27 protein-coding genes, 2 pseudogenes and 1 other annotated feature are annotated in these 22,805 nt (G+C 54.5%); of the genes and pseudogenes, 16 read left to right on the top strand and 13 right to left on the bottom strand.

Annotated features, from left to right (window positions below; all coding sequences use genetic code 11):
• Positions 1-7: 7 nt before the first annotated feature.
• From trpCF to ABLU87_RS19465, 3 genes are read right to left on the bottom strand one after another with little or no spacing between them, the layout of a single operon-like run.
• Positions 8-1,366 (bottom strand): bifunctional indole-3-glycerol-phosphate synthase TrpC/phosphoribosylanthranilate isomerase TrpF, encoded by a 1,359-nt coding sequence (trpCF, locus tag ABLU87_RS19475; RefSeq protein WP_025106981.1) that lies wholly within the window; start codon positions 1,364-1,366, stop codon positions 8-10.
• Positions 1,367-1,369: 3 nt separating this feature from the next.
• Entirely contained in the window at positions 1,370-2,965 is a 1,596-nt protein-coding gene (gene trpD, locus ABLU87_RS19470) for a bifunctional anthranilate synthase glutamate amidotransferase component TrpG/anthranilate phosphoribosyltransferase TrpD (protein WP_004850135.1), read from the bottom strand.
• The gene (locus ABLU87_RS19465) at positions 2,965-4,527 is read right to left on the bottom strand and encodes an anthranilate synthase component 1 (protein ID WP_046878275.1); all 1,563 of its coding nucleotides are present in this window, start codon (positions 4,525-4,527) and stop codon (positions 2,965-2,967) included. Before ABLU87_RS19465 ends, trpD begins: the two co-directional genes overlap by 1 nt.
• A gap of 35 nt (positions 4,528-4,562) precedes the next feature.
• Positions 4,563-4,658, bottom strand: a sequence feature (Trp leader region).
• 227 nt (positions 4,659-4,885) lie between these two features.
• Here ABLU87_RS19465 and rnm point away from each other — a divergent pair.
• From rnm to ABLU87_RS19435, 6 genes and pseudogenes are all read left to right on the top strand, one after another.
• Positions 4,886-5,755 (top strand): RNase AM, encoded by an 870-nt coding sequence (gene rnm / locus ABLU87_RS19460; RefSeq protein WP_032749459.1) that lies wholly within the window; start codon positions 4,886-4,888, stop codon positions 5,753-5,755.
• A gap of 9 nt (positions 5,756-5,764) precedes the next feature.
• A complete protein-coding gene (locus ABLU87_RS19455; protein ID WP_004850139.1) occupies positions 5,765-6,385 on the top strand; it encodes an L-threonylcarbamoyladenylate synthase in 621 nt (206 codons plus the stop codon).
• A 410-nt stretch (positions 6,386-6,795) separates the two neighbouring features.
• Entirely contained in the window at positions 6,796-7,683 is an 888-nt protein-coding gene (gene rluB, locus ABLU87_RS19450; RefSeq protein WP_004121268.1) for a 23S rRNA pseudouridine(2605) synthase RluB, read from the top strand.
• 165 nt (positions 7,684-7,848) lie between these two features.
• Positions 7,849-9,213, top strand: a complete 1,365-nt coding sequence (locus tag ABLU87_RS19445) for a glycoside-pentoside-hexuronide (GPH):cation symporter (RefSeq protein ID WP_032720005.1) — start codon at positions 7,849-7,851, stop codon at positions 9,211-9,213.
• 18 nt (positions 9,214-9,231) lie between these two features.
• Positions 9,232-11,592: pseudogene (locus ABLU87_RS19440) on the top strand (glycoside hydrolase family 3 C-terminal domain-containing protein).
• Between the two features lie 13 nt (positions 11,593-11,605).
• Positions 11,606-12,580, top strand: a complete 975-nt coding sequence (locus tag ABLU87_RS19435) for an AraC family transcriptional regulator (protein WP_122117341.1) — start codon at positions 11,606-11,608, stop codon at positions 12,578-12,580.
• Here the strand turns inward: ABLU87_RS19435 and cobO are convergent.
• The 10 genes from cobO to ABLU87_RS19385 all read right to left on the bottom strand — a co-directional run bounded on the left by cobO (position 12,552) and on the right by ABLU87_RS19385 (position 17,673).
• Positions 12,552-13,142, bottom strand: a complete 591-nt coding sequence (gene cobO, locus ABLU87_RS19430; protein ID WP_004850148.1) for a cob(I)yrinic acid a,c-diamide adenosyltransferase — start codon at positions 13,140-13,142, stop codon at positions 12,552-12,554. The two genes, ABLU87_RS19435 and cobO, sit on opposite strands and share 29 nt — an antisense overlap.
• Positions 13,139-13,900 (bottom strand): YciK family oxidoreductase, encoded by a 762-nt coding sequence (locus ABLU87_RS19425; protein ID WP_014229011.1) that lies wholly within the window; start codon positions 13,898-13,900, stop codon positions 13,139-13,141. The genes cobO and ABLU87_RS19425 overlap by 4 nt, the downstream gene beginning before the upstream one ends.
• Before the next feature lie 150 nt (positions 13,901-14,050).
• Entirely contained in the window at positions 14,051-15,118 is a 1,068-nt protein-coding gene (locus ABLU87_RS19420; RefSeq protein ID WP_224373529.1) for a tyrosine-type recombinase/integrase, read from the bottom strand.
• Complete coding sequence (locus tag ABLU87_RS19415) at positions 15,096-15,317, bottom strand: excisionase (RefSeq protein ID WP_224324059.1); 222 nt, start codon at positions 15,315-15,317, stop codon at positions 15,096-15,098. Before ABLU87_RS19415 ends, ABLU87_RS19420 begins: the two co-directional genes overlap by 23 nt.
• Positions 15,318-15,378: 61 nt before the next feature.
• Positions 15,379-15,885: a hypothetical protein gene (locus ABLU87_RS19410; protein WP_224373527.1), complete on the bottom strand. Its 507-nt coding sequence runs from the start codon at positions 15,883-15,885 to the stop codon at positions 15,379-15,381.
• Entirely contained in the window at positions 15,882-16,106 is a 225-nt protein-coding gene (locus ABLU87_RS19405) for a hypothetical protein (protein ID WP_224373525.1), read from the bottom strand. The genes ABLU87_RS19410 and ABLU87_RS19405 overlap by 4 nt, the downstream gene beginning before the upstream one ends.
• A 2-nt stretch (positions 16,107-16,108) precedes the next feature.
• Positions 16,109-16,342 carry a hypothetical protein gene (locus tag ABLU87_RS19400; protein WP_224373523.1) on the bottom strand — a complete coding sequence of 78 codons (234 nt, stop codon included), beginning with the start codon at positions 16,340-16,342 and terminating at the stop codon, positions 16,109-16,111.
• A 65-nt stretch (positions 16,343-16,407) separates the two neighbouring features.
• The gene (locus ABLU87_RS19395; RefSeq protein ID WP_053064730.1) at positions 16,408-16,701 is read right to left on the bottom strand and encodes a host cell division inhibitory peptide Kil; all 294 of its coding nucleotides are present in this window, start codon (positions 16,699-16,701) and stop codon (positions 16,408-16,410) included.
• On the bottom strand, positions 16,694-16,804 hold the full coding sequence (locus ABLU87_RS19390) for a hypothetical protein (RefSeq protein ID WP_004111705.1): 111 nt from the start codon (positions 16,802-16,804) through the stop codon (positions 16,694-16,696). The genes ABLU87_RS19395 and ABLU87_RS19390 overlap by 8 nt, the downstream gene beginning before the upstream one ends.
• A 461-nt stretch (positions 16,805-17,265) precedes the next feature.
• Positions 17,266-17,673: a helix-turn-helix domain-containing protein gene (locus ABLU87_RS19385; protein WP_049078263.1), complete on the bottom strand. Its 408-nt coding sequence runs from the start codon at positions 17,671-17,673 to the stop codon at positions 17,266-17,268.
• Between the two features lie 83 nt (positions 17,674-17,756).
• Here ABLU87_RS19385 and ABLU87_RS19380 point away from each other — a divergent pair, with 83 nt between their 5' ends.
• From ABLU87_RS19380 to ABLU87_RS19335, 10 genes and pseudogenes are all read left to right on the top strand, one after another.
• Positions 17,757-17,984, top strand: coding sequence for a Cro/CI family transcriptional regulator (locus ABLU87_RS19380; protein ID WP_004111709.1), 228 nt, complete (start codon positions 17,757-17,759; stop codon positions 17,982-17,984).
• Positions 17,968-18,393 carry a toxin YdaT family protein gene (locus tag ABLU87_RS19375; RefSeq protein ID WP_094963442.1) on the top strand — a complete coding sequence of 142 codons (426 nt, stop codon included), beginning with the start codon at positions 17,968-17,970 and terminating at the stop codon, positions 18,391-18,393. Before ABLU87_RS19380 ends, ABLU87_RS19375 begins: the two co-directional genes overlap by 17 nt.
• Before the next feature lie 264 nt (positions 18,394-18,657).
• A complete protein-coding gene (locus ABLU87_RS19370) occupies positions 18,658-19,734 on the top strand; it encodes a hypothetical protein (RefSeq protein ID WP_224373522.1) in 1,077 nt (358 codons plus the stop codon).
• Positions 19,735-19,746: 12 nt separating this feature from the next.
• On the top strand, positions 19,747-20,040 hold the full coding sequence (locus ABLU87_RS19365; protein WP_224373520.1) for a FaeA/PapI family transcriptional regulator: 294 nt from the start codon (positions 19,747-19,749) through the stop codon (positions 20,038-20,040).
• Positions 20,037-20,249 carry a hypothetical protein gene (locus ABLU87_RS19360; protein ID WP_004849236.1) on the top strand — a complete coding sequence of 71 codons (213 nt, stop codon included), beginning with the start codon at positions 20,037-20,039 and terminating at the stop codon, positions 20,247-20,249. Before ABLU87_RS19365 ends, ABLU87_RS19360 begins: the two co-directional genes overlap by 4 nt.
• Positions 20,242-21,027: a ParB/RepB/Spo0J family partition protein gene (locus ABLU87_RS19355; RefSeq protein ID WP_224357172.1), complete on the top strand. Its 786-nt coding sequence runs from the start codon at positions 20,242-20,244 to the stop codon at positions 21,025-21,027. The genes ABLU87_RS19360 and ABLU87_RS19355 overlap by 8 nt, the downstream gene beginning before the upstream one ends.
• Positions 21,024-21,446 (top strand): hypothetical protein, encoded by a 423-nt coding sequence (locus ABLU87_RS19350; RefSeq protein WP_348866004.1) that lies wholly within the window; start codon positions 21,024-21,026, stop codon positions 21,444-21,446. Before ABLU87_RS19355 ends, ABLU87_RS19350 begins: the two co-directional genes overlap by 4 nt.
• A gap of 226 nt (positions 21,447-21,672) precedes the next feature.
• Positions 21,673-22,278: a hypothetical protein gene (locus ABLU87_RS19345; protein WP_348866003.1), complete on the top strand. Its 606-nt coding sequence runs from the start codon at positions 21,673-21,675 to the stop codon at positions 22,276-22,278.
• Positions 22,278-22,616 (top strand): hypothetical protein, encoded by a 339-nt coding sequence (locus ABLU87_RS19340; protein ID WP_046878431.1) that lies wholly within the window; start codon positions 22,278-22,280, stop codon positions 22,614-22,616. Before ABLU87_RS19345 ends, ABLU87_RS19340 begins: the two co-directional genes overlap by 1 nt.
• A pseudogene (locus ABLU87_RS19335) lies at positions 22,613-22,805 on the top strand (hypothetical protein); the annotation flags it as partial. The gene ABLU87_RS19340 and the pseudogene ABLU87_RS19335, both read left to right, overlap by 4 nt.

Genomic DNA, 22,805 nt, shown 5'->3' with positions numbered 1-22,805 from the left:
TTGCTCCTTAATATGCGCGCAGCGTTTGAAACACAGAGGACAGCTTGTCGGCATCTTTAATACCCGGCTGCGACTCTACGCCTGAATTAAAATCGAGTCCGGCACAGCCGCTTTTGGCGGCTTCTACGCAGTTATCGGCGCCGAGGCCGCCTGCCAGCATGACGTTATGCAAGTCCTGGCCCTGCAGCAGGGACCAGTCGAAACGCTGGCCGGTGCCGCCCTGACCGTTGTCGAGAACGTATTTATCGACATGGCGCAGATCGCGCGGCGGTAGCGTTTCACCTACGCTGAGGGCTTTCCAGATTTGCACCTTCGGCGGAAGTTCGGCGCGCAGGGTATCAATATAGGTCTGGTCTTCGCTGCCGTGCAGCTGTACGGCGGCTAAGTCGAGGTTTTCCGCCCGGGCGATCACTTCCGCCACCGGGGTATTGCGGAATACGCCGACATAGCTCAGAGGCGCGCTGGCGATCACCGCTTGCGCCTGCGCCTCGTTCACCGCGCGCGGCGACGTCGGGACAAAAATCAGGCCGCCGTAGACCGCGCCGGATTCATACGCCACCTGGGCATCCTGGGGGCGGGTCAGGCCGCAGACCTTATTCTCGCCGAGCAGCACGCGCTTCACGGCGGCGTTGAGATCGGCGTGCTCCATCAGCGCCGAGCCAATCAGGAAGCCGTTGGCGAAGTGGCTCAGTTCGCGCACTTCCGCGTAGGTATGGATGCCGGACTCGCTGATCACCGTGACATCGTGACCGAGCTTAGGCGCCAGGGTACGGGTACGGTTGAGATCAATCGACATATCGCGCAGATCGCGGTTGTTGATGCCGACCACTTTCGCCTTCAGCGCAATCGCGCGCTCCAGCTCCTCTTCATTACTCACTTCGGTCAGCACGCCCATGTTCAGGCTGTGCGCGACGGCGGAGAGCTGGCGATACTGCTCATCATCCAGCACTGAAAGCATCAGCAGACAGGCGTCGGCCTGGTAGTAGCGCGCCAGGTAAATCTGATAAGGATCGATGGTGAAGTCCTTACAGAGAATCGGCTGCGGCGCGACCTTACTGACCATCGGCAGGAAATCAAAGCTGCCCTGGAAATATTTCTCATCGCACAGCACCGAGATAGCCGAGGCGTAGTGCTTGTAGACGCCGGCGATGGCCGCCGGATCAAAATCTTCGCGAATCAGGCCTTTTGATGGCGAGGCCTTTTTGCACTCGAGAATAAACGCGGTGCGGGTTCCGGCGAGGGCATCGTAAAAATTGCGCTGCGTCGGTACCACTTCATTTTGAAAACTGGCTAACGGTTGTTGTTGTTTGCGGGCTTCTACCCAAATCGCTTTGTCGGCCACGATTTTTGCTAAAACGGTCTGCATTTTTTACCCTCTTGCCGCTAATGCGGTCACTCTGTCATAGGCCGCTCCGCTATGCAGCACATCGATGACTTGCTGCGCGTTGGCCTTCAGGTCTTCGTGTCCATGTAAACGCATCAACATGGCGACGTTGGCGGCAACGGCGGCTTCGTGAGCGGCTTCACCTTTACCTTGTAGCAAGCGCGTAAGAATGTCACGGTTTTCTTCCGGCGTGCCGCCAGCCAGCTGCTCCTGATGGTAAGGCGTCAGGCCAAAGTCGGCGGCGGTGAGCTGGTAGCTCTTGATTTCGCCATGGTTCAGTTCGGCGACCACCGTCGGCGCGTGCAGCGACACTTCATCCATACCGCCGCTATGCACCACCGCGGCGCGCTGGTAGCCCAGCACGCGCAGGGTTTCCGCAATCGGCAGCACCAGTTCCGGGCTATAGACGCCAATCAGCGCCAGCGGCGGATGAGCCGGGTTGATCAGCGGCCCAAGCACGTTAAACAGGGTGCGGGTTTTAAGCTGCTGACGGACCGGCATCGCGTGGCGGAAACCAGTGTGGTACTTCGGTGCGAACAGGAAGCAAACGCCCAGTTCATCCAGCGCCTGGCGAGATTTATCGGCATTCATATCCAGGTTGATACCGAACGCCGCCAGCAGGTCGGAAGAGCCGGATTTACTCGACACGCTGCGGTTACCGTGCTTCGCGACCTTCAGGCCGCAGGCGGCGGCCACAAACGCGCTGGCGGTCGAAATATTGATACTGTTGCTGCCGTCGCCGCCGGTACCGACGATGTCGGCAAACGGATAATCCGGACGCGGGAACGGCGCGGCGTTTTCCAGCAGCGCGGTGGCGGCGCCGGCGATTTCCTGCGGATGCTCACCGCGTACTTTCATACTCACCAGCGCGGCGGCCAGCTGCTCGGGTTTGACTTCACCGCGCACCACCGCAGAGAACAGCTGATGGCTCTCCTGCTGGCTCAGGGTTTCGGCCTGGTACAGTTTTTCCAGAATCGGCTGGAGGGTGTTGGTCTGCTCCAGCTTCTGCAGCGCCCAGGCCAGGGTTTGCTCCAGCAGGCGTGCCCCCTGGGTGGTCAGAATTGACTCAGGGTGGAACTGGAAGCCGCAAACGCGATCCGCGTCGTGACGCACCGCCATCACCATACCGTTGAAGTGGGCGTTGATGGTGAGTCCGGCCGGGATATTGCTGCCCACCAGCGAGTGATAGCGGGCGACAGGCAGCGGATTGCTCAGTCCGGCAAACATCGCCTGGCCATCGTGCTCAATGCTTGACGCCTTCCCGTGAAGAATTTCACCGGCCTGACCAACGTAGCCACCGTAGGCTTCGACAATCGCCTGATGGCCGAGGCAGATACCGATAATCGGCAGCTTGCCGCGCATGCGGGTCAGCAGCTCCGGCATGCAGCCCGCTTCGCTCGGCGTCCCCGGCCCCGGAGAAAGCATCAGTACCGGGTTTTTCATGGTGCCGATGCGCTCAATCAGCGCCTGCGCCGGGACGGAGTTGCGGTAAATCACCACGTTATGGCCGTTCGAACGCAGCTGGTCTGCCAGGTTATAGGTAAAAGAGTCGATATTATCGAGCAGCAGGATGTCGGCCATTAGAAAATCTCCTTCGCGTGGTGGGCCTGGGCGATAGCGCGCAGCACCGCGCGAGCTTTATTACGGGTTTCATCCGCTTCTGACTGGGGAACGGAGTCGAGCACGATACCGGCGCCGGCCTGCACCGTGGCGACGCCATCCTGCACGTAGGCGGAACGGATCACGATGCAGGTATCGAGGTCGCCGTGGGCGGTAAAGTAGCCCACCGCGCCGCCGTAGCTGCCGCGGCGTTTGCCTTCAGCGGCGGCGATAAGCTGCATGGCGCGCACTTTCGGCGCCCCGCTGAGGGTGCCCATATTCATACAGGCGCGGTAGGCATGCAGCACGTCAAGGTCGCGGCGCAGCTCGCCAACCACGCGGGAGACGAGGTGCATCACAAAGGAGTAGCGGTCGACTTTGGTCAGGTCGGCGACGTAGCGGCTACCCGGCGTACAGATGCGCGCGAGGTCGTTACGCGCAAGGTCGACCAGCATCAGATGCTCGGAGAGCTCTTTATGGTCGGTGCGCATCTCCAGCTCAATGCGGCTGTCGAGATCGCGATCCAGCGAACCATCCGCGCGGCGGCCGCGCGGACGGGTACCGGCAATGGGATAGATTTCAATCTGGCGATTGGTGGCATCGTACTTGAGAGAACTCTCCGGCGACGCGCCGAAGAGAGTGAAATCGTTGTCCTGCATAAAGAACATGTACGGGCTCGGGTTGCTCTTCTTCAGCACATCATAAGCGGCCAGCGGCGACGGGCAGGGCAGCGAGAAGCGGCGTGACGGCACGACCTGAAAAATCTCGCCCGCGCGGATGGCGCGCTGCATTTTACGCACGACGGCGCCGTACTCTTCGTCGCTCTGATCGCAGTCGCAGCTCATTTCGGCAACCGTGGTCACCGGCAGCGGCGCCGGCGGCTCGTTTAGCTGCTGACGAAGCTGAGCGAGCCGCTGTAGCAGACGCTGTTTTTCGCTTTCCAGCGGCGTGAACAGGCTCGCCTGGATACGGGTATTTTTGGTCTGATGGTCGATAACCAGCAGCGTTTCCGCCAGATAGAAGCAGTAATCCGGGCAGGCGGTGTCGCTCTCCAGCGGCGGCAGGTCTTCAAAGCCAGCGACCAGGTCATAGGCGAACAGGCCGCCGAAGAACATCGCTTCGCGCTCCTGCTGCGGGACGGTTATCAGATCCTGCAGCAGGCGAAAAGCGTCGAATACCGAGAGTGAACACAGGCGGGCATCTTCATCCAACAGCGCGCTGACCGGCGGGAAGGTTAATACCCGGCTATTTGGCTGACGCTGGTTATCGATGCCGGATGGCAGCGCGCTATCCAGCAGTTCGAGTAACGCCGTACCGTTGGCGGAAAATGCGTGAATAGTGACAGTGTCACCTAGCGCGGTAATGCGCAGCGCGCTATCCACCAGCAGCAGGCTCTTTAAATCATCCTTACTGTCGATATCCGCGGATTCCAGCAGCAGGGTGGCTGGACGCGCGCCGCATAGCTGGTGGAACAGCGCCGTGGGGTTTTCCCGATAGATGGCGTCGCTGGTGAGAAGCTCGAGTGCCGGTTTTGATGTTTGCATTATTGTTGTCGCCTGTTCGCTATAATAATTTGTCCAATAAAAAGCCCGCTCATTGGCGGGCCAGGTATCTGTATGCTGAGTGCAAAACGCGATCACGCCGCCCGATAACAGGAGATGCGCCACCAGCCGTGCAGAGTGATGAATTGCGTTTTCATTGTTGATACCCCTTCATGTGAACTTGCGTACTAGTTAACTGGTCCGAGGGATTAAAGTCAACCCCTGTTTGCAGATTTTCTCTATCAGTCGGTATGATGATGCGCTTATTACTATCCATAATCACTTAAGCTGCAGAACCACAGTCAATCTGCCTGTGACTTAAAGTATGACGGGTACCGGTTCATGTCCAGCAGGAGTCATCTTGAGCAACACCAATTACGCAGTGATTTACGACCTGCACAGCCATACCATCGCCTCTGACGGGCGTCTGACTCCAGAAGAGCTTGTCCATCGCGCCCACCAGATGCGCGTCGGCACCCTGGCGATTACCGACCACGATACCGTGGCGGCAATTCCCGCGGCTCAGCGTGAAATTGAACGTGCCGGTTTACCGTTGGCGCTGATAACCGGGGTGGAAATTTCCACGCTGTGGGAAAATCATGAAATTCATATTGTCGGGCTGAATATCGATATCGACCATCCGGCGATGACCGCGCTGCTCGATGAACAGAAAGCGCGTCGCCAGATGCGGGGTCAGCAGATCGCCGAGCGGCTGGAAAAAGCGCGGATCCCGGGCGCCTGGGAAGGGGCGCTGAAGCTGGCGGACGGCGGTGCGGTGACGCGCGGCCATTTTGCCCGTTTTCTGGTGGAGGCCGGCTATGCCAACAATATGGCTGACGTATTTAAGAAGTATCTGGCGCGCGGGAAAACCGGTTACGTTCCGCCTCAGTGGTGTACAATAAAACAAGCGATTGATGTCATTCATCATTCTGGCGGTAAAGCGGTCATTGCCCATCCCGGGCGCTACGATCTCTCCGCCAAGTGGTTAAAACGGCTGTTGGCCCATTTTAGCGAGCAGGGGGGCGATGCGATGGAGGTGGCGCAGTGTCAGCAGGCGCCTCACGAGCGCGCACAGCTTGCCGCTTACGCCGTGCAGTATGGTCTGGATGCCTCGCAGGGGTCTGATTTTCATCAGCCCTGCCCGTGGATCGAACTGGGCCGCAAACTTTGGCTACCCGCGGGCGTGGAAGGGATCTGGCGCAGTTGGGAAGTGGCCGTAGAACAAAATTGAGAGGGAAGTATGAGCCAGTTTTTTTATATCCATCCGGAAAATCCACAGGCGCGGTTAATTAACCAGGCGGTGGACATTGTGCGTAAAGGCGGGGTCATCGTCTATCCGACCGACTCCGGCTACGCGTTAGGCTGCAAAATTGAAGATAAAGGCGCGATGGAGCGGATTTGCCGGATCCGTAATCTGCCAAACGGCCACAACTTCACCCTGATGTGCCGCGATTTGTCCGAACTGTCGACCTATTCATTCGTTGATAACGTGGCCTTTCGTCTGATTAAAAACAATACCCCGGGTAACTACACGTTTATCCTCAAGGGCACCAAAGAAGTTCCGCGCCGTCTGCTGCAGGATAAGCGTAAGACCATCGGTATGCGCGTGCCGTCCAACCCGATTGCGCAAATGCTGCTGGAAACGTTGGGCGAGCCGATGCTCTCCACTTCGTTGATGCTGCCGGGAAGCGACTTTACCGAATCCGACCCGGAAGAGATCAAAGATCGTCTGGAGAAGCAGGTTGACCTGATTATTCACGGCGGCTATCTGGGCCAGCAGCCGACCACGGTTATCGACCTCACTGAAGATGCGCCGGTTGTGGTGCGTGAAGGCGTGGGGGACGTAACGCCGTTCCTGTAATGACGTCTGTTTCCATGGAAGGAATCGTCATGTAATGAATACCCGCTCGCCGCTTTTATTTGCCGCCGTTCAACGCGGCGCAGTGCCGCGCGCCTTTTGATGGTTCATCCTCTGCAAAAGACCCTATTGTGCTACCTGGCTTCCATCAGCGCGCCATGCGCCCGGACGGAGGTGCGCGGTAAGTTGTGCTATGCTCGTAACGCAAAGAAGCATTCATCTTAAAGTTCGTGTACCATGTTCGCCCACGCGAGAAGGCGTGTCTCTGTTATGTCTGCTGTAGCAACATAGATAACGGCACGCGCTGATGCAAAAAAATTTTACAGAACAGGGTGTTAGGTTTCATTTCGCCTCACGCCCTGTTTTTCGAAGTATACCAGACGCCTGGGAAGGCGACACCTTAAGGAAGCTCAATGAGCGAGAAATTACAAAAAGTGCTGGCCCGCGCTGGCCACGGCTCCCGCCGTGAAATCGAAGCCAAAATCGAAGCTGGCCGCGTCAGCGTCGATGGCAAAATCGCCACCCTTGGCGATCGCGTTGAAATTGTCCCGGGTTTAAAAATTCGCATCGACGGTCATCTGATTTCGGTGAAAGAGTCTGCGGAACAGATTTGTCGCGTGCTGGCTTACTACAAGCCGGAAGGCGAACTCTGTACCCGTAACGACCCGGAAGGGCGACCGACGGTGTTCGATCGTCTGCCAAAGCTGCGCGGCGCGCGCTGGATTGCCGTCGGTCGTCTTGACGTCAACACCTGCGGCCTGCTGCTGTTTACCACCGACGGTGAACTGGCGAACCGCCTGATGCACCCGAGCCGCGAAGTGGAACGTGAATACGCGGTGCGCGTATTTGGCCAGATAGATGATGACAAGCTGCGCCAGCTCTCTCGCGGCGTGCAGCTGGAAGACGGCCCGGCGGCGTTCAAAACCATCAAGTTTACCGGTGGCGAAGGGATTAACCAGTGGTACAACGTCACGCTGACCGAAGGCCGTAACCGCGAAGTTCGCCGCCTGTGGGAAGCCGTTGGCGTACAGGTCAGCCGCCTGATCCGCGTGCGCTACGGCGATATTCTGCTGCCGAAAGGCCTGCCGCGCGGCGGCTACACCGAGCTGGACCTGGCGCAAACCAACTACCTGCGCGAACTGGTTGAGCTTACGCCGGAAACCACCTCTAAGGTCGCCGTCGAAAAGGATCGCCGTCGCATGAAGGCGAATCAGATTCGCCGCGCGGTTAAGCGCCACAGCCAGGTGAGCAATAATAATAACAACCGTCGTTCCAGCAGCCGTAATAACGGTAATGGTTAATTATTCCAGTTCCGGCGGTCACCGCCGGAATTCTCCCTCCTGTGACTCCTTTCACACTTCTGCATAAAGACAAAAAACAGGAAATGCCCGGACAAATAACGCAAAGCGGTGCGCCAGGCGACGCCATATACTGAGGCCACTGATTACATTAACAGGTAGCCTAAAATGGAAACAGCAGGAAAACTTTCGGCAAGCTATGTGGTTATCGGCGTTAAAGAAAAAATAGGGTATGGTTTTGGCGATTTCGCCTCTAATTTATCCTTCGGCTTCGTTTCTCTGTTTTTACTTTTTTTCTATACCAATATTTACGGCATTAGCGCCGTACAGGCGAGCCTGATCTTTGTTATTGCCCGCGTGGTTGATGCGGCATTTAATATTCTTATTGGTTTTGCCATCGATAAAACCCACAGCCGCTACGGTAAGCTTCGACCCTGGTTGTTGTATGGTTCAATTCCGCTCGGCTTCTTAACGGTGCTCTGCTTTGTGCCTTTCGGCGGTGAGGCGAAATTCTACTTCGCACTGATTTCCTATACTATTTATTGCCTGGCCTATACGGCGGTAAATACGCCTTATTCGGCGCTGACCAACCGGTTAACCCAGCATGAAGCCTCCCGTTCATCGCTGTCGGTATACCGGTTTGTCCTGGCGATTGTTGGCTATCTGATTGTGTCCACTACCGCGGACAGGCTGATTTCCCCGTTTAGCGATAAACAGCTGGGGTACGTCTTCGCCGTCTCTTGCTTTGCGCTGCTGGCGACGTTTTTGTTCCTTGCCTGCTTCGGGATGACCAAAGAGCGCGTTGGTGAAGAAGAGGAAGAGACTCCGGCGCCAACGCTGCGGGAAATGTTGAAGGCGGTGGCAGGCAACGCGCCGCTAATTAACCTCTCCATGTTCACCGTCTTTTTTTATATTGCCTATACCGTGTGGATGGCGATCGCTATTTACTTTATCAAATATATAATTGGTAGCGAAGGTTTTACTTCCACCTTCTTTATGATTCAGTCGGCGGCTTATATTGTCGGTACCGTTATTTCGGAAAAAATCATTGCGTTGATAGGTAAAAAGAAAATGACGCTGGTGGCGCTGTCGATCGGCGTTGCGGGCGTACTGATGCAATATTTTATCGCTGGCGACAATATCTGGCTGATCATGACCGGCGTGTGTCTGTACAGTATTACGCTGGGGATGGGTTTTGTTTCAATGTGGTCAATGATTGCCGATACCGTGGAATATGCCGAGTGGCACCATGGGGTGCGCACCGAAGGCGCAATTTACGGTTTCTTTAATTTCATCACCAAAATAGCGATGGCCATCGGCGGCGGCTGTGCGGGTTGGATGCTGGACTATTACCACTATGACGCGGGCAACATTACTGCCAGCGCGATTAACGGCATTAACGTACTGATGACGCTATTTCCCGGCGCGATGTTTGCGCTCAGCGCACTGTTTGTCGCCTGCTATTCGCTGGATGAAAAAACCTATCGCGATATTGTGCAAAAAATCAGCCTGCGCAAACAGAACGCGCTTTAACCTCAGGGAGCCAGAGAGATGAATAACGATTTTAACACCACCCTCGCCGCGATGAGCGCGGAAGAAAAAGTGGCGCTGCTGACCGGCAGCGGCCTGTGGCGGACGGCCTCGCTGCCGCAGCACGGTATCGAAGATATCATTATGACCGACGGCACCTACGGCGTGCGCTACAGCAGCGCGCAGATTGATGGTTGGGAAAAGTGGAGCATGGATGATTTTATCTCGGTCATCACCCAAACTGCAGACCAGGCCAGCGCGGAAGAGCCCGCCGCGAAAGGGGGGAGTGAGGCGCTATTCAGCACTTCGCTACCGGCGACCTGCTTTCCTAATGGTTCCAGCCTGGCCTGCAGCTGGGACGTGGAGCTGGTGCATCAGATGGGGGAAGCGCTGGGGCGGGAGTGTCAGCAAATGGGCGTCGGGATCCTGCTCGGGCCGGGGATTAACATTCGCCGTACGCCGCTGGCCGGGCGAGGCTATGAATATTACGCCGAAGACCCGGTGGTCAGCGGCGATATTGCCGCTGCGCTGATCAACGGCCTGCAGCAGGAGGGGGTTGGCGCCAGCCTGAAACACTTTGCGGCGAACAACTCGGAGTACCGCCGCACGGAAATGGATTCGATTATTGAAGAACGGGCGCTGCGGGAAATCTATCTGGCGGGTTTCCAGCGCGCGATTGCGAAATCCCGGCCGTGGACGGTGATGTCTTCCTACAATCGTCTTAACGGCGTGCAAACCTCCCAGGATCCGTTTTTGCTCACTCAGGTTTTGCGCGATGAGTGGGGATATGAAGGGCTGGTGATGTCCGACTGGTACGGTATTAAAGATCGTCCCGCATCGCTGATGGCGGGTAACGATCTGGCGATGCCCGAAACCCGCCGCGATAAACAAACCCTGCTGGCGGCGATTTAAGCCGGAGAGGTGCCGATGGCGGTGGTGGACCGCGCCTGTCTCCGCATGCTGGAACTGCTCGACAAGGTCCAGCGCCATCGCCGCCCGCAAACGCGAGCCGATTTTACGGCGCACCACGCGCTGGCGCAGCGGCTTGCCGGTGAATCCATTGTCTTGCTGAAAAATGAAGATAATCTGCTGCCGCTACGTCCGGAGAGAACGCCGCGCGTTGCGGTGCTAGGTAAACCGGCTCAGGAGCCGGTGATCCAGGGGTCCGGATGCGCGACCACGGTGCCGTATCTGCTCGATCGGCCGCTGGATGAAATTTTTGACCTCGCCGGCGACGACTTCAGCGTCTCCTGGGCCGTGGGCGCGCCGGACGATCTGCGCTGCGATGAACAGGCGCTGGCGCAGGCCTGCCGCGTCGCGCAGGAGGCCGACGTGGCGGTGATCTTCGTCAGCACCGCCGTAGGCGAAGATGGCGAAAACGGCGATCGTCAGGATCTGCATATTCTGCCGGTGCACGAACGGTTAATTCGTGAAGTGGCGACGGTCCAGCCGAATATCGTGGTGGTGCTGGCGAATAGCGATGCGGTGGTGATGCCGTGGCTCGGCGAGTGCAAAGCGCTGCTGGAAACGTTCTTTGCCGGGCAAGGGATGGGGCGCGCGGTGGCGGAAATCCTCTTCGGCCAGCGTAACCCCTGCGGCAAACTGACGGTAACGGTACCTAATTCCCTGGAGGAAACGCCGGCCTGGCTGCACTATCCTGGCGAAAACCTGCGTCATCATTACGGAGAAGGGCTTTTTGTCGGCTATCGCTATTATGATAAACGTCGTATGACGCCGCAGTTTCCGTTTGGCTTTGGCTTAAGCTATACCCGGTTTGCGTACGATAATATCGCGCTGTCAGCCCGCCGTGCAGGCGCAGGCGAGACGCTTACCGTGTCGTTCGACCTGACCAACTGCGGAGAGTATGCGGGCAAAGAGATCGTCCAGCTGTACGTTAGCGCGCCGAAGGGGGAGCTGATTCGCGAAGTGCAGTCATTAAAAGCGTTCAGCAAAGTGGCGCTGGCCGCCGGAGAGACCCGTCGCGTGAGCCTGCAGCTGCCCATTGGCGAGCTGGCCTGCTATCATCCGGGCCTGGGTGATTGGGTTGTGACGCCGGGCATCTGGCAGGTTCGTGTCGGCGCCTCATCCCGGGATCTGCCGTTGATCGCGGAGATTGAGGTAGATTGTCCGCAGCGGTACGTCCCGCTGCGCGATGATAACTCTCTACAACAGCTGATCCAGCAGCCGGAGGCCTTTGCCCGCGTAGTGAAGCTGATTGCCGATAAGAGACAGATGCCGGCGGAGCAGGTGCGTGAAAAACTGATTCGCCTGGCGCCGGATCTGTTCTGCGGGCTGCTGATTGCGCTGACCGAATTCCTGGCGCTGGATATCGAACGCGACGAGCTTAACGCCGTGCTGGCCGGCGCTCATCATTGCCAATGACAGGAGAGTGCGCATGTTTCCTTTTTCAGTGACTCACCCTCGCCCGGTCACCCAGACCGGACGACAAACGGCGAACAGCGGCTACGAGCTGATTGCCTTTGACGCGGAGAAGCTGAACGTGTTTGCCGCGGAGGTTCGCTACTGCGAGCCTCACTGGCATCCGGCTCCGGAGCTGATTACCGTGCTGGCGGGGCGATTTACCCTCGTCGTCGGCCAGCAAAGCCTGGAGCTGGCGCAGGAAGACATGCTGTATATCAATGCCGAAGAGGTCCATTCGCTGAGCGCCGAGGAGGCGGGCAGCCAGCTGCTCACCGTACAGTTTTCACCCGGCCTGTTTGATGAACTTCATCCCTCGCCGCAGCTGGACTGGAGTACCTGCGGACGACCTTACTCTCCGGCAGACAGCGAGGTACGCCAGCGGCTGGCGAAGCTACTGGAACAGCTGATCGATAACCACGCGCCGTTTCAGCGTATCGCGGCGATTTATCTGCTTCTGGATGCGGTCGTCTCCGCCGGAAAGCCGACGCGGCGCGCCGAAAGCTCGCTGCGCGACGAGGCGATGATCAAAAAAGGCATTGATTTTATCAATCAACACTTTGATCAGCCGCTGACGCTGAGCGAGGTCGCCTGCCATAGCGGGATGAGCTACTCCTGGTTCTCGCGGCTGTTCAAAAAGGTGAGCCGGTATAATTTTAAAGAGTATCTGACGCTGGTGCGGCTAAATAAAGCCCGTACCCTGCTGCGCGATACCCGCACCCCGATCACGGAGATTAGCCACAGCTGCGGTTTTCAGGAACACAAGTATCTGATCGCCGCCTTTAATAAATACTGCGGCGTCACGCCAACCGAATACCGCAAGCGCTTCGTCTCGCGGCAAAATATGCGCGAAAGCGAACTGGCGCTGGGGGAGGATTGCCTGTGCCTGCCGCTGAATCATGCGCTGCTCAAGCGGCTGGCGGCTAGTAGTCGATCCCCATCTGCGCTTTGATTCCGGCGTCAAAGGCGTGCTTCACCGGGCGCAGCTCGCTGACGGTATCGGCCAGTTCGGTAATCTCACGGTGGCAGCCGCGGCCGGTAATAATCACCGTCTGGTGTGCCGGGCGGTTGCGCAGCGCGGTAAGCACCTCTTCCAGCGGCAGGTAATCATAAGCCACCATGTAGGTTAGCTCGTCCAGCAAAACGAGGTCGAGGCTTTCATCAGCCAGCATGCGGCGCCCGTGCTCCCAGACCGCGAGGCAGGCGGCGGTGTCGCTTTCGCGATCCTGCGTATTCCAGGTAAAACCGGTCGCCATCACCTGAAACTCAACGCCGTGCGGCTCAAGCAGGTTGCGCTCGCCGTTTGGCCAGGTACCTTTAATAAACTGCACGACGGCGGCTTTTTTACCGTGCCCGACGGCGCGGGTGACGGTACCAAAAGCGGCGGTGGTTTTGCCTTTACCGTTGCCGGTAAAGACGATCACGATGCCGCGCTCTTCCTGCGCGGCGGCGACGCGAGCGTCAACTTTATCTTTTACCCGCTGCTGGCGTTCGCGGTGGCGTTCATCACTCATTGTGCGATTCCTGGTTTGCGGCCCGGCTGGGCGTCAAAGGTCATTCCCGTTTTGCGACGACTGTCATCGCCCATCAGCCACAGGTAAACCGGCATGATATCAGCGGGGGTTTTCAATTTTTGCGGATCTTCCGTCGGGAATGCATTGGCGCGCATTTTGGTGCGGGTGCCGCCTGGGTTAATGCAGTTGACCCGCAGATGGCGGTTCTGATACTCCTCGGCCAGCACCTGCATCATGCCCTCGGTGGCGAATTTCGACGCGGCGTACGCGCCCCAGTTCGCGCGTCCCTGGCGGCCGACGCTGGAAGAGGTAAAGACCAGCGAACCCGATTCGGATTTAAGTAATAAAGGAAGCAGCGCCTGGGTGAGCATAAAGGTGCCGTTCACGTTCACCTGCATCACCTGCTGCCATACTTCCGGCTTTTGTTGATCCATCGGGCACACGTCGCCCAACAGACCCGCGTTGTGCAGCACCCCGTCGAGGCGCGGGTAGTGGATGGCTATCTTCTGCGCCAGCTGCTGGCACTCCTGCGGCGTGCAGGTTAACAGGTCGAGAGTAAACCAGCGGGCGGGAATGCCGCCCGCCTGCTGAATTTCATGCGCGACGCTGCGCAGCTTTTCTTCGTTGCGGCCGACCAGGATAACGCTGGCGCTATAGCGGGAATAGGTCAGGGCGGCTTCACGGCCAATGCCGTCGCTGGCGCCGGTAACCAGGATGATGCGGTCCTGTAACAAGTGACGTTGCGGTTGATAGTGCACGGCGACTCCTCGGGCGATCTGCTGACGATCGCGCTTGCTGTTCGGTATCTCACTTTTGCGCTTTATGCCTGAAAGTGTAATCGAAAATTTTATCTTAAAAATCAGTCAGTTAAAAGCGTGAATTCAAAATCATTCAAAATAAATTCATTATCAAATTTCAATCCTGTCCCATTCACGGCCTCTGTCGTCACGATATGTCGCCGTCATACTTCCTGATTTATGCCCCAGCAGATGCTGTGCAAAACTATCACCAACCTGCTTGCCGTACAACCTTGCAGACAGGCTTCTGAGTTCGTGAAAGCTTGGCGGCTCGCCGGTGAAGTTAATCCCGCAAAGTTCGCGAGCCCGCCTGAAATTACCTGAAACAGTAGTGGTTGATAGCTTCTTGCCGCTACTGGATGAGATAATAGTTTTTCCTGCGGATAGCTTGCGGCACTCCAGCAAAACTCCTTCCAGAGAGATGCTTAACTCTTCAATTTTCAGCCCCACCGGTATTGCCAGTTTGGCGCCTGTCTTTTTCTGCTCTACGTACAGATACCCGTCTCGAATATCCTCCCAACTCATAGCGCATAAATCACTGACACGCTGCCCGGTTAATACAGCCAGATCCATTGACTGCCTAACCCACGGCGAGAGCGTTCCCGCAGCCTGGTAAATTTCCCGGTATTCCTCAACGGTCAGCCGGGTGCGTTTAACCTCAAATTTAGCGGCTCTCGTTGCTGTGACGGGGTTAACTGTAATGTGCCCCTCCGCGATAGCCTCCCTGAAAATATCTCCCAGCGTCGACCTGATTAGCTTTGCCATTGCATGCTTTCCTTCATTAGCATAATCATTTAGGATAATAGCTATCTGTTTAGTGGTGATTTCCGCAATAGGAATGTCCTGCATTCGTTCCTTTATTGACCTTAATTTACTGGCATAGTCGATAAGTGTTTTCGGCTTTAACCCGCGAGAGGCGACAATCTTTTCATAGCGCTCCAGCCATGAGTATAAGGTAACGGAGTCTATCTGACTGATGCGCGTACTAAGCGGTATATGACCAGCGTTACCAAGTAATTCTATATTGGCCTGTATCGCTTCACTGACCGCAAGCCGTCGGTTCCTGCCTAAACCATATTCTTTCCCATCTCGCGGATCGCGATAACTGTAATAACCTCCATTCCTTACATACAAATTAGGTGGTAAATCACGTCTCTCATGGTTTCTTCTTCTTCCCACCAGTCATTCTCCGCAATAGACCGCAGGTTGATGACTGTGATGGCTCAACCTTAATAGCCGTTTCCTGAAACAAATACTCCACACCGTCTTTCTTCGGTGCTGGGTAAATTTTGCTTTGTCTAACCCATCGACGAACGGTCTCAAGGCTGCGTGGTCTTGGCTGCCTGGCGTTCCATTCTTTTAAGGTAATAAGTGCCATAAATAACCTCATGGCCGGGAAACTATAATCAGTTCCCCGGTTTAATGTTGATTATTGGAAATCAAATGCTGGATCCATCAAGATGATCAAACAAACTCCAGTATCTCGACCAGTCTGGCTGCGAATACTCTTCCGCTTCATCATCCCATTCACCAGCAAAGGGGTCTTCACAGACCGAGGTTAGCCATAGCCCTATCGCCGGACAGTCAGGGTTTCCCTCAAATAATTCAGCGATAGCAGGCCAGTGGTTTACAGTGGCTTCATTTGGAGGGAAATCAGCAAGGTACAGCCGGATGTATTCAGCTGCACGGGAGTAATGCTCCTTGAGGACATACATCCGGTCATATGTCATTGTTAATACAGCTCGGTGATGAAGTGGGATGTCCTCCCGATTGGCCAGAGGCCATAGCTTATCGATACATGCCATATAACCATAAGGGACCGTTCTCAGATAACGGATAGCCATGTCGTTCCATATTACGGGGCCGCTGCCCCATGCATTGCGAAACTCTTCTGCAGTCTCTGATTTTTCGCCAGGCCAAACTCGTATTACTGTTGTATAGCTCATCGTGAAGCCTCCGCTTTAAGCGCTTTATACGCACGAATCACATGTGATGTTTTCCCGGAAATAACTGTTTTCATTATAAAGAACCCGCTACGTTTAGACCGAACGGAAGGAGCCAGGAATAAGGCGGTATCAACGGCGCGGTTGTGTAGGCGGAATTCGAATACCGTGCTGGTTATAATAGCGGTTGCGATTACACCTTTATCGTTAAATTCTATTTTCATGATTATTTATTCCACGCTGCTGGTCGTAATTGAAAGTTTGCAGGCCTTGAAGGTATTGACTTACGAACTAAAGACTGCGTAGCCTTTAATTGGTCTTTCTTTTTTTCCTTTTCGTTACAGATAGGGCAGTAATATGCCACTTTGCGATAAGCGCCTCGGCCAGAGGGGCGAAACTGCAACTCTTCGCGTGCAAAGGAGCCGCCGCAGCTGTAGCAGTTGAGTTTTTCGGTTTCCATATTTATTCCTGCATTAAGGTGTGTGGATACCTGCCATTTAAGGCATTAATTCATTTATTCGATAATTAAAATGAAACTTCGGTATTTACTTTATATTGCCCTGTAAGCAAGTCAGCATCGACGGAAATTAAATCCCCGTACAGGTCATAATTTAAAACAACATCACGAAATTGAAGCCCTGAAAGCGCATCCGTACGACCGCAAAACATACGGTCTTCTTCGTGCTTGGTTGCTTCATGAATATCTTTTATTGACGCCATGGCATCAGACCACATACCACTGTTACCAATAAATTGCGCAATAGCGAGTTTGCTTTGAGCTGCTTTAACCATCGGGTTGCTTTGCAGAAAATTAGCCATTAAACACCCCCGTAACATGCAGAATTTTTATAATGGTCGCAGACCAGGCAACAAGGCAGATGGCCAGAACAATAACCAGTGAACGAATGCCATTTCTGCTCATACGCCACCCCAGCACTGAACGCTTACCGATGCGACCGCAACTAAAAACGGAACAACCTTCAACCAGAACCGGCGCCATGCTGGCTTGTCTTCGTCTCGAATCATCTCCTTTCCCTCATGCGTGTTGAGTACCTAACAGACCTTGCAATGCAGTGCCGGGTGCCTCCCGGTGATACCAGCCAGTTAACAACTGGTAACGACAGCTTCTTTTCCACCCCACTCTTTTAGAAACGAGTGTTACCGCTTAACTGTGCCGCGTGCGCATAGCCGCATTCACTGCATTGCAAAGCCTGTTGATTTTTAGCCTTCAGGCGGCAAACCGAACGTTTTCTTCTTGCCAGTCACTGTGCTGTGATTGGTTTGATGGAGTGAAGTTAAGTCAACTCAACAATAAAATCAAGCTTTGTTTGTTGATTAAACTTAACAATGATGGCGTGAGAAAATAACTAATTGAATAATTAGTTATTTTTTATTTGTTCTCTTGCGGGCTTTGAGGAGTTCTTCGAAGAGGGTGTTGAAATTTTCGACTCTTGCTCTGAGGGTTTCCAATTGAGCTGATTGCTCTGACTCTGGTAGGGAGCGATACAAATCAACTAACTCTCTTTCATCGTCAGAGAGTTTATCTTGCTCGATTAACTCTAATGGGTCGCCTGGGGTCTGATCTGAATCGCCGAACAGAATCCACGTGGGTGTGCACTGCAAGGCGCGAGACAGAGCGTGTAAATTTTTCCCCGTAGGCTCAGTGTTATCACTTTCCCACAGCGAAATAGTGGCATAGGAAACCCCCGCAGCTTTGCCCAACTCTCGCTGCGTCATTTTGATTTCTTTTCGGCGCTGAAGTATGCGCTGACCTAAAGTCTTCTCGCTCATTGTTGAGTTATCTTAATTCTTCTTGACTTGAGCATCCTAAGCAAATTATCTTGTTTAAAGTTCTTAACAAGAGAGTGGAAAAAATGCTCAAACAGGATGCAATAAATTTTTTTGGTTCTAAGACCCGGTTAGCCAGAGCAGCAGGGGTTGAAAGATCCGCAGTCTCCCAGTGGGGTCTCTTGGTTCCAGAGGGGCGCGCACAAAGATTAGTCGACGCCTCATCCGGCAAGCTGACATACGACAAAGATATTTACGACCAATATCGTAACGAAAAACGCTCTGGTGAGGTGAATCATGAAAATCAGGCATGAACGCATTCGCGAGGCCATGAATGCCTGGGCGCTTTATCCAGGCGGCCGTAAAACGCCTGTATCGGCGATTGTCGACGCTTACTTCTCCATGGGGATGACCGCGCCAGAGTTGTACGACGAAAGCCACCCTGACGCACTGAGTCGCAATATCCAGAAGATTTACCGCTGGGTTGAAAGTGATTCACCTGCATCAATCGAAAAAATTGCGCAGCTTCTCCCGGCAATTGAACGGGCTATGCCGCCGTTACTGCTGGCGCGAGTGCGTAGTTATTACTCCGCAACTTTCCGGGAACTTCTTCACCGCAAACAGCGTGTCGACGACGAAATGGAAGCGCTTTTCGGAGCAATGATTGCTATCTCTGACCGGATTGCTGATGGCGGCCCCTCCGGTAACACGCTGATTCACTAAGCGAGGTTCAACCATGCGTAACCAATCTGCTGCTGAATTGATTGCTCGCCTGAAACGAGCGTATCCGGCGTATGAGCCGTCTGAAGGAGATTGTGCAGGCACTGGCATCCCTAAGGCCGGTTCTCGCTTCCAGCACAGACACAAAGGGCACATGGTGACGGTACTCACAGCGACAGAGAAAGATGTTTCCTACCGCAAAGCCTGCGGGGCTGTTGGTTGGGTGGGATTGAGAGAGTTTTTACGGCTACACAATGAGGTTTCGGAATGAACAATCAGGTTTTTGAAATTGTTCAGGCCATGTCGGGGCAGGGGAACTGCATAACGATCCCCGGACCGTATCTGGATTTCTTTGCAGGAGACAGGCAGCAGCATTTGCTGGCGGCCATTCTCAATCAGCTGGTGTTCTGGTCGGGTAAGTCGAGTCTGGAAAACGGCTGGTTTTACAAAGAGCACGCAGCGCTTGCGAAAGAGATTCGCGCTAAAGATGGCGATGTGGTCAGAAAGGCAATGTTCAAGATTACAGAGCAGTACCTGGCGGGGGTTATTGAGGAAGAACTTCGGCAGGTAAGCGGCACGCCGAAGAAGCATTACCGTGTCGATCAGGAAGCGTTAATCGCCAAAATATTCCCGCAAGGGGGAAATTCAAATAAGCCATTGAAAGATATGGATTCGGCTCAAGAGCCGAATGGAAACGGCTCAAGAGCCGAATCGAAGCAAGTGATTGAAAGCAATGGAAACGGCTCTAAAGCCGAATGCATTCGTCCCAAGAGCCGAATGGAAACGGCCCAAGAGCCGAATCCTGGAAACGGCTCTCAAGCCGAATCCTATCTCTATACAGATCTTAAAAACAGATCACTACATACAGATCATAAAAACCACGCGGGAGAGATTCTTCCTGTGGATAACTTTGCTGAGTCAGGACGTGAACCGGTCATCCCGGAAGCAAACATTCCTGATGCTACCGAAGACAGTAACCTGGCTACCGATGATGACTTCGATCTCGCGATGTGGTTCTGGTCGACCATCATCGAAATGTACGAACGCGCCGCCGAATTTGACGGCTCTCTGGCAAAACCGAGAGAACCGAACTTTGTCGCCTGGGCTAACGAGGTTCGCCTGCTTCGCCAGGAGCACGGATGTAGCCACGACCAAATTCGCACCATGATTGAGCGCATTCAGCGCGATCAGTTCTGGTGCCCAAAAGTTCAAACCATGAAGACATTACGCAACAAATGGCCTGAGCTTGCGCTGAAGCTGTGCCCGGTAAATCTCGCAACCGGCGGCAACCTCGGTTTTAGCGGCAAGGTTCAGGCAGATATTCCTAAGGGTTTCAGGGGCTAAGGAGTTTTTTTAATGAAAACAACCAAATCCAGGAAAACACAATACAGCGGTGAAATCACGATGATCGAATTTATAAAGGCCAATCCTGATTTGACCACCAGGGAAATCGCCGCTGCGCTGGGGCGCGGTATGTCTTCGGTCGGTAATCAGCTTCGCCAGTTACACGGAACGGGTCAGATTACCCAAAGCGGCATGCGGAATGGCGCTGCAATGTGGTGCTTTAACGATATGCCGTTTGGCTGCGCGAACCGGCTTCTGGCGATGTTTGAAAGCCTTCTGAGGGAATGTCGTGGGGTCGCTCAATGAAATTACAAAAATGCCCTGATTGCGGCGCGGTACCTGAGTTTCACTGGAAAGATTATACGTTTGGCTCATGTTCCGGCGCTCTGAAATGCCCGTATGACCATTACCGGGTCCAGCACAGTTACTGGGCTGGTGGAAAGAACAAAGCCAGACATGCTCTGGAACAAAAATGGGCGGAAGCGGTGAATAAAAAAGAGGTTAAAAATGGCTAAAAACTCAATCGACGCTTACGGCGCCAGCGGCAAGACAAACGTTCTGTCGTTCGAACCGGAAAAGCTGCATCTAGTCACCGACAAGACCCACCCTCTCTACGATGAGCGGGTCCACCTGCCGATCGACGAAGGGATGGTACTGAACATAAAGGCGTTGGGTGTACTGGAGCCGATTATCGTCTGGAAAGACCCTGAAACAGGGCTCACCTGCGTGGTTGTAGGCCGCCAGCGCGTTAAACATACCATTGAGGCAAATAAACTCCTTCTTAAAGAAGGTAAAGACCCACTGTTTGTTCCTGGAGTCGTTAAGCGCGGGTCAGCAAATCAGATGGCTAAATACATGGTCAGCGAAAACGAAATTCGCCGACCTGATACACCGCTTGGCCGGGCTAAAAAAATGTCAGACGCGCTCGACCGCGGGCTCGATGAGGACGACATTGCAGTGTTGTTTGGCTGCAGCGTTCAGACCGTTCGTGCAACGCTGTCCCTTCTCGATGCCACCCAGGCCGTCCGGGAAGCGGTGGAGTCCGGTGCTGTTACCGTTACCCAGGCGCGTCAATTGGGCACGCTTCCACCTGAAAAGCAGCGCGAAAAAGTTGCAGAAATCGAAGCTGCGACCGCAGGCACTAAAGGCCATGAAAAAGCCAGGCGTCAGCGCGCCGTGCTTGGCGAAACGAAGTCACGTCTCAAATCACGCAAAGAAATCACAAAAGCCCTTGAAGCTGCCAGTGGTGAATACGCTGATGCACTGCGCTGGGTGCTCGGGGAGGTTGTATGAACATCTCAACAGTAAACGAGCTCATTCAGTCGCTGGAGTCGGCAGGCGAGCTGTCGATCAGAGAGCAGAAGTTCCTGAAGCTGGCGAAAGCGTTTAAGCAGCTGGCTGCGGAGAATGTGGAGGCAAAAAAAATAATCAGCGAATGCCGGGAGTATTTCATCGCTGGGGTGATGAACCGTATCAGACCAACGAATGAAGGCTACCTGCATATGATTTGCGACACGTTTGCAGACGAAACCCCCGCCACCGACCGCATCGTAGCCGGGATTAAGGCTGATGGGGTGGAGGAGTTCATTGGCCTCCTGCAGCAGCATGTCGATGAGGGTGATTTTGTAGGCGATGAAGTTGCCGTAATTGTTGGCGCTATCGACTGCGGTAAGGAGTTTTTCGAGCAACTGCGCGAGGGGGCCGACAAATGAGCATTCGAGCTAAGTACGGATTCGGACCTGTGACTGTAGAGGTTAATTGGCTAGATAAGTGCCCTAATTGCAACAACAGAACAGTTAGAGTCACCGGGTGGTCTACCACTCCAGAAGCTCTATGGGCTGGCGATAAAGCTAAGTGCTCAAAATGCGGCCATAAAGGCGAGATTGATGCTGATGGCGACAATGCCTGGGTGGAATGGGACGAAATCAAGGGGGCCCAATGACTGATATCACCGAACTGGCGCAGAGAGAGAAATTCGAAGCGTGGTGGGAGCGCAAGTATAAACATCTCGAATCCTCGAAATATACCGATGCTGTGCCGCATATCAAATACGGTTTCTGGATGGCATATCAGGCCGGTGGCGCTGAGCTGGTAGAGGCGCTGGAGAAGGCGCAGGCAGGCGAGAAGCAATGGCGAGAAGTTGTCGATGCGTTCTGCACTGATGACGCCGACTGGCACAATCTGACTAACTCAAACAATGAGCTGATTGCTCTCTTGTCTCAGGCCTTGTGCGAGCAAGCAGACCGCATCGCCGAGCTGGAGCCCTTCCGCACCGCCTACATGGAATGGGGCGATAAAACAGACTGGGTGCAGACTGACAAGAGGTTTGGCGTCGTGAAGCCTCTCGGAAAACACCGAGCTGATGTGCTGAAAGAATATATCCAGCATCTGGAGTCCCGCACCGTGAAGCTACCTAAGTTCAAAATGCTCGAAGACTATCTCGCAGAAGTGGCCATTGAAGAGAGGAAACAGATTTTGGTTGGCGTGAAGCTTGAGTTTCATCGCGCGCTGTCCGACGCTGGCATCAAGGTGGAGGCTGAGTGATGGGCAAACCACTAAACAAACGCGAACGCGAGTTTTTAAAGCCAGCAATTGTCCACGGCTGGGAAATCGAAATTAGCCCATTCCGTAAAACGGCTTTATGGGATGGCGACTCTCTCCTTCCAGTTAGAGTCGGCACCATGGCTGAAAGCCTGATAAAGCGCGGCTATCTTGAGCGAATTTCTATGGGATTCGGCAGGGACATTATCCGAGCGACGGAAAAGGCTAAAAATTTACGGTGTTACCGTTGCTCGTATGGCAGGACTATCAAAAACGGTCAGCAAGCTGGCCCATGCCCGCATTGTGACGGCGGAATCAAGCCAGAAGGAGCCAACCAATGACCAATAACCAGTTAACAGATGAACGCTTGGTAAAAATTCTCTCTGAAACCCAAGCGACAATAATGGAGCACAATTCACGCTGCGTTCGTGGCTCTGTGGAAGTTGATGCGCGGCTGTTTGAGTCGATGCTTATGGAGCTACAGGAACGCCGCAAGGCCGAGAGGGACAGCGAGCCGGTTGCGTGGACTG

The sequence above is a fragment of the Klebsiella sp. CB_Kp196 genome, assembly GCF_040061575.1.
Classification (GTDB): domain Bacteria; phylum Pseudomonadota; class Gammaproteobacteria; order Enterobacterales; family Enterobacteriaceae; genus Klebsiella; species Klebsiella michiganensis.
The sequence above is the reverse complement of the archived record's forward strand: the minus strand, read 5'-3'. Positions and strand labels throughout refer to the sequence as shown.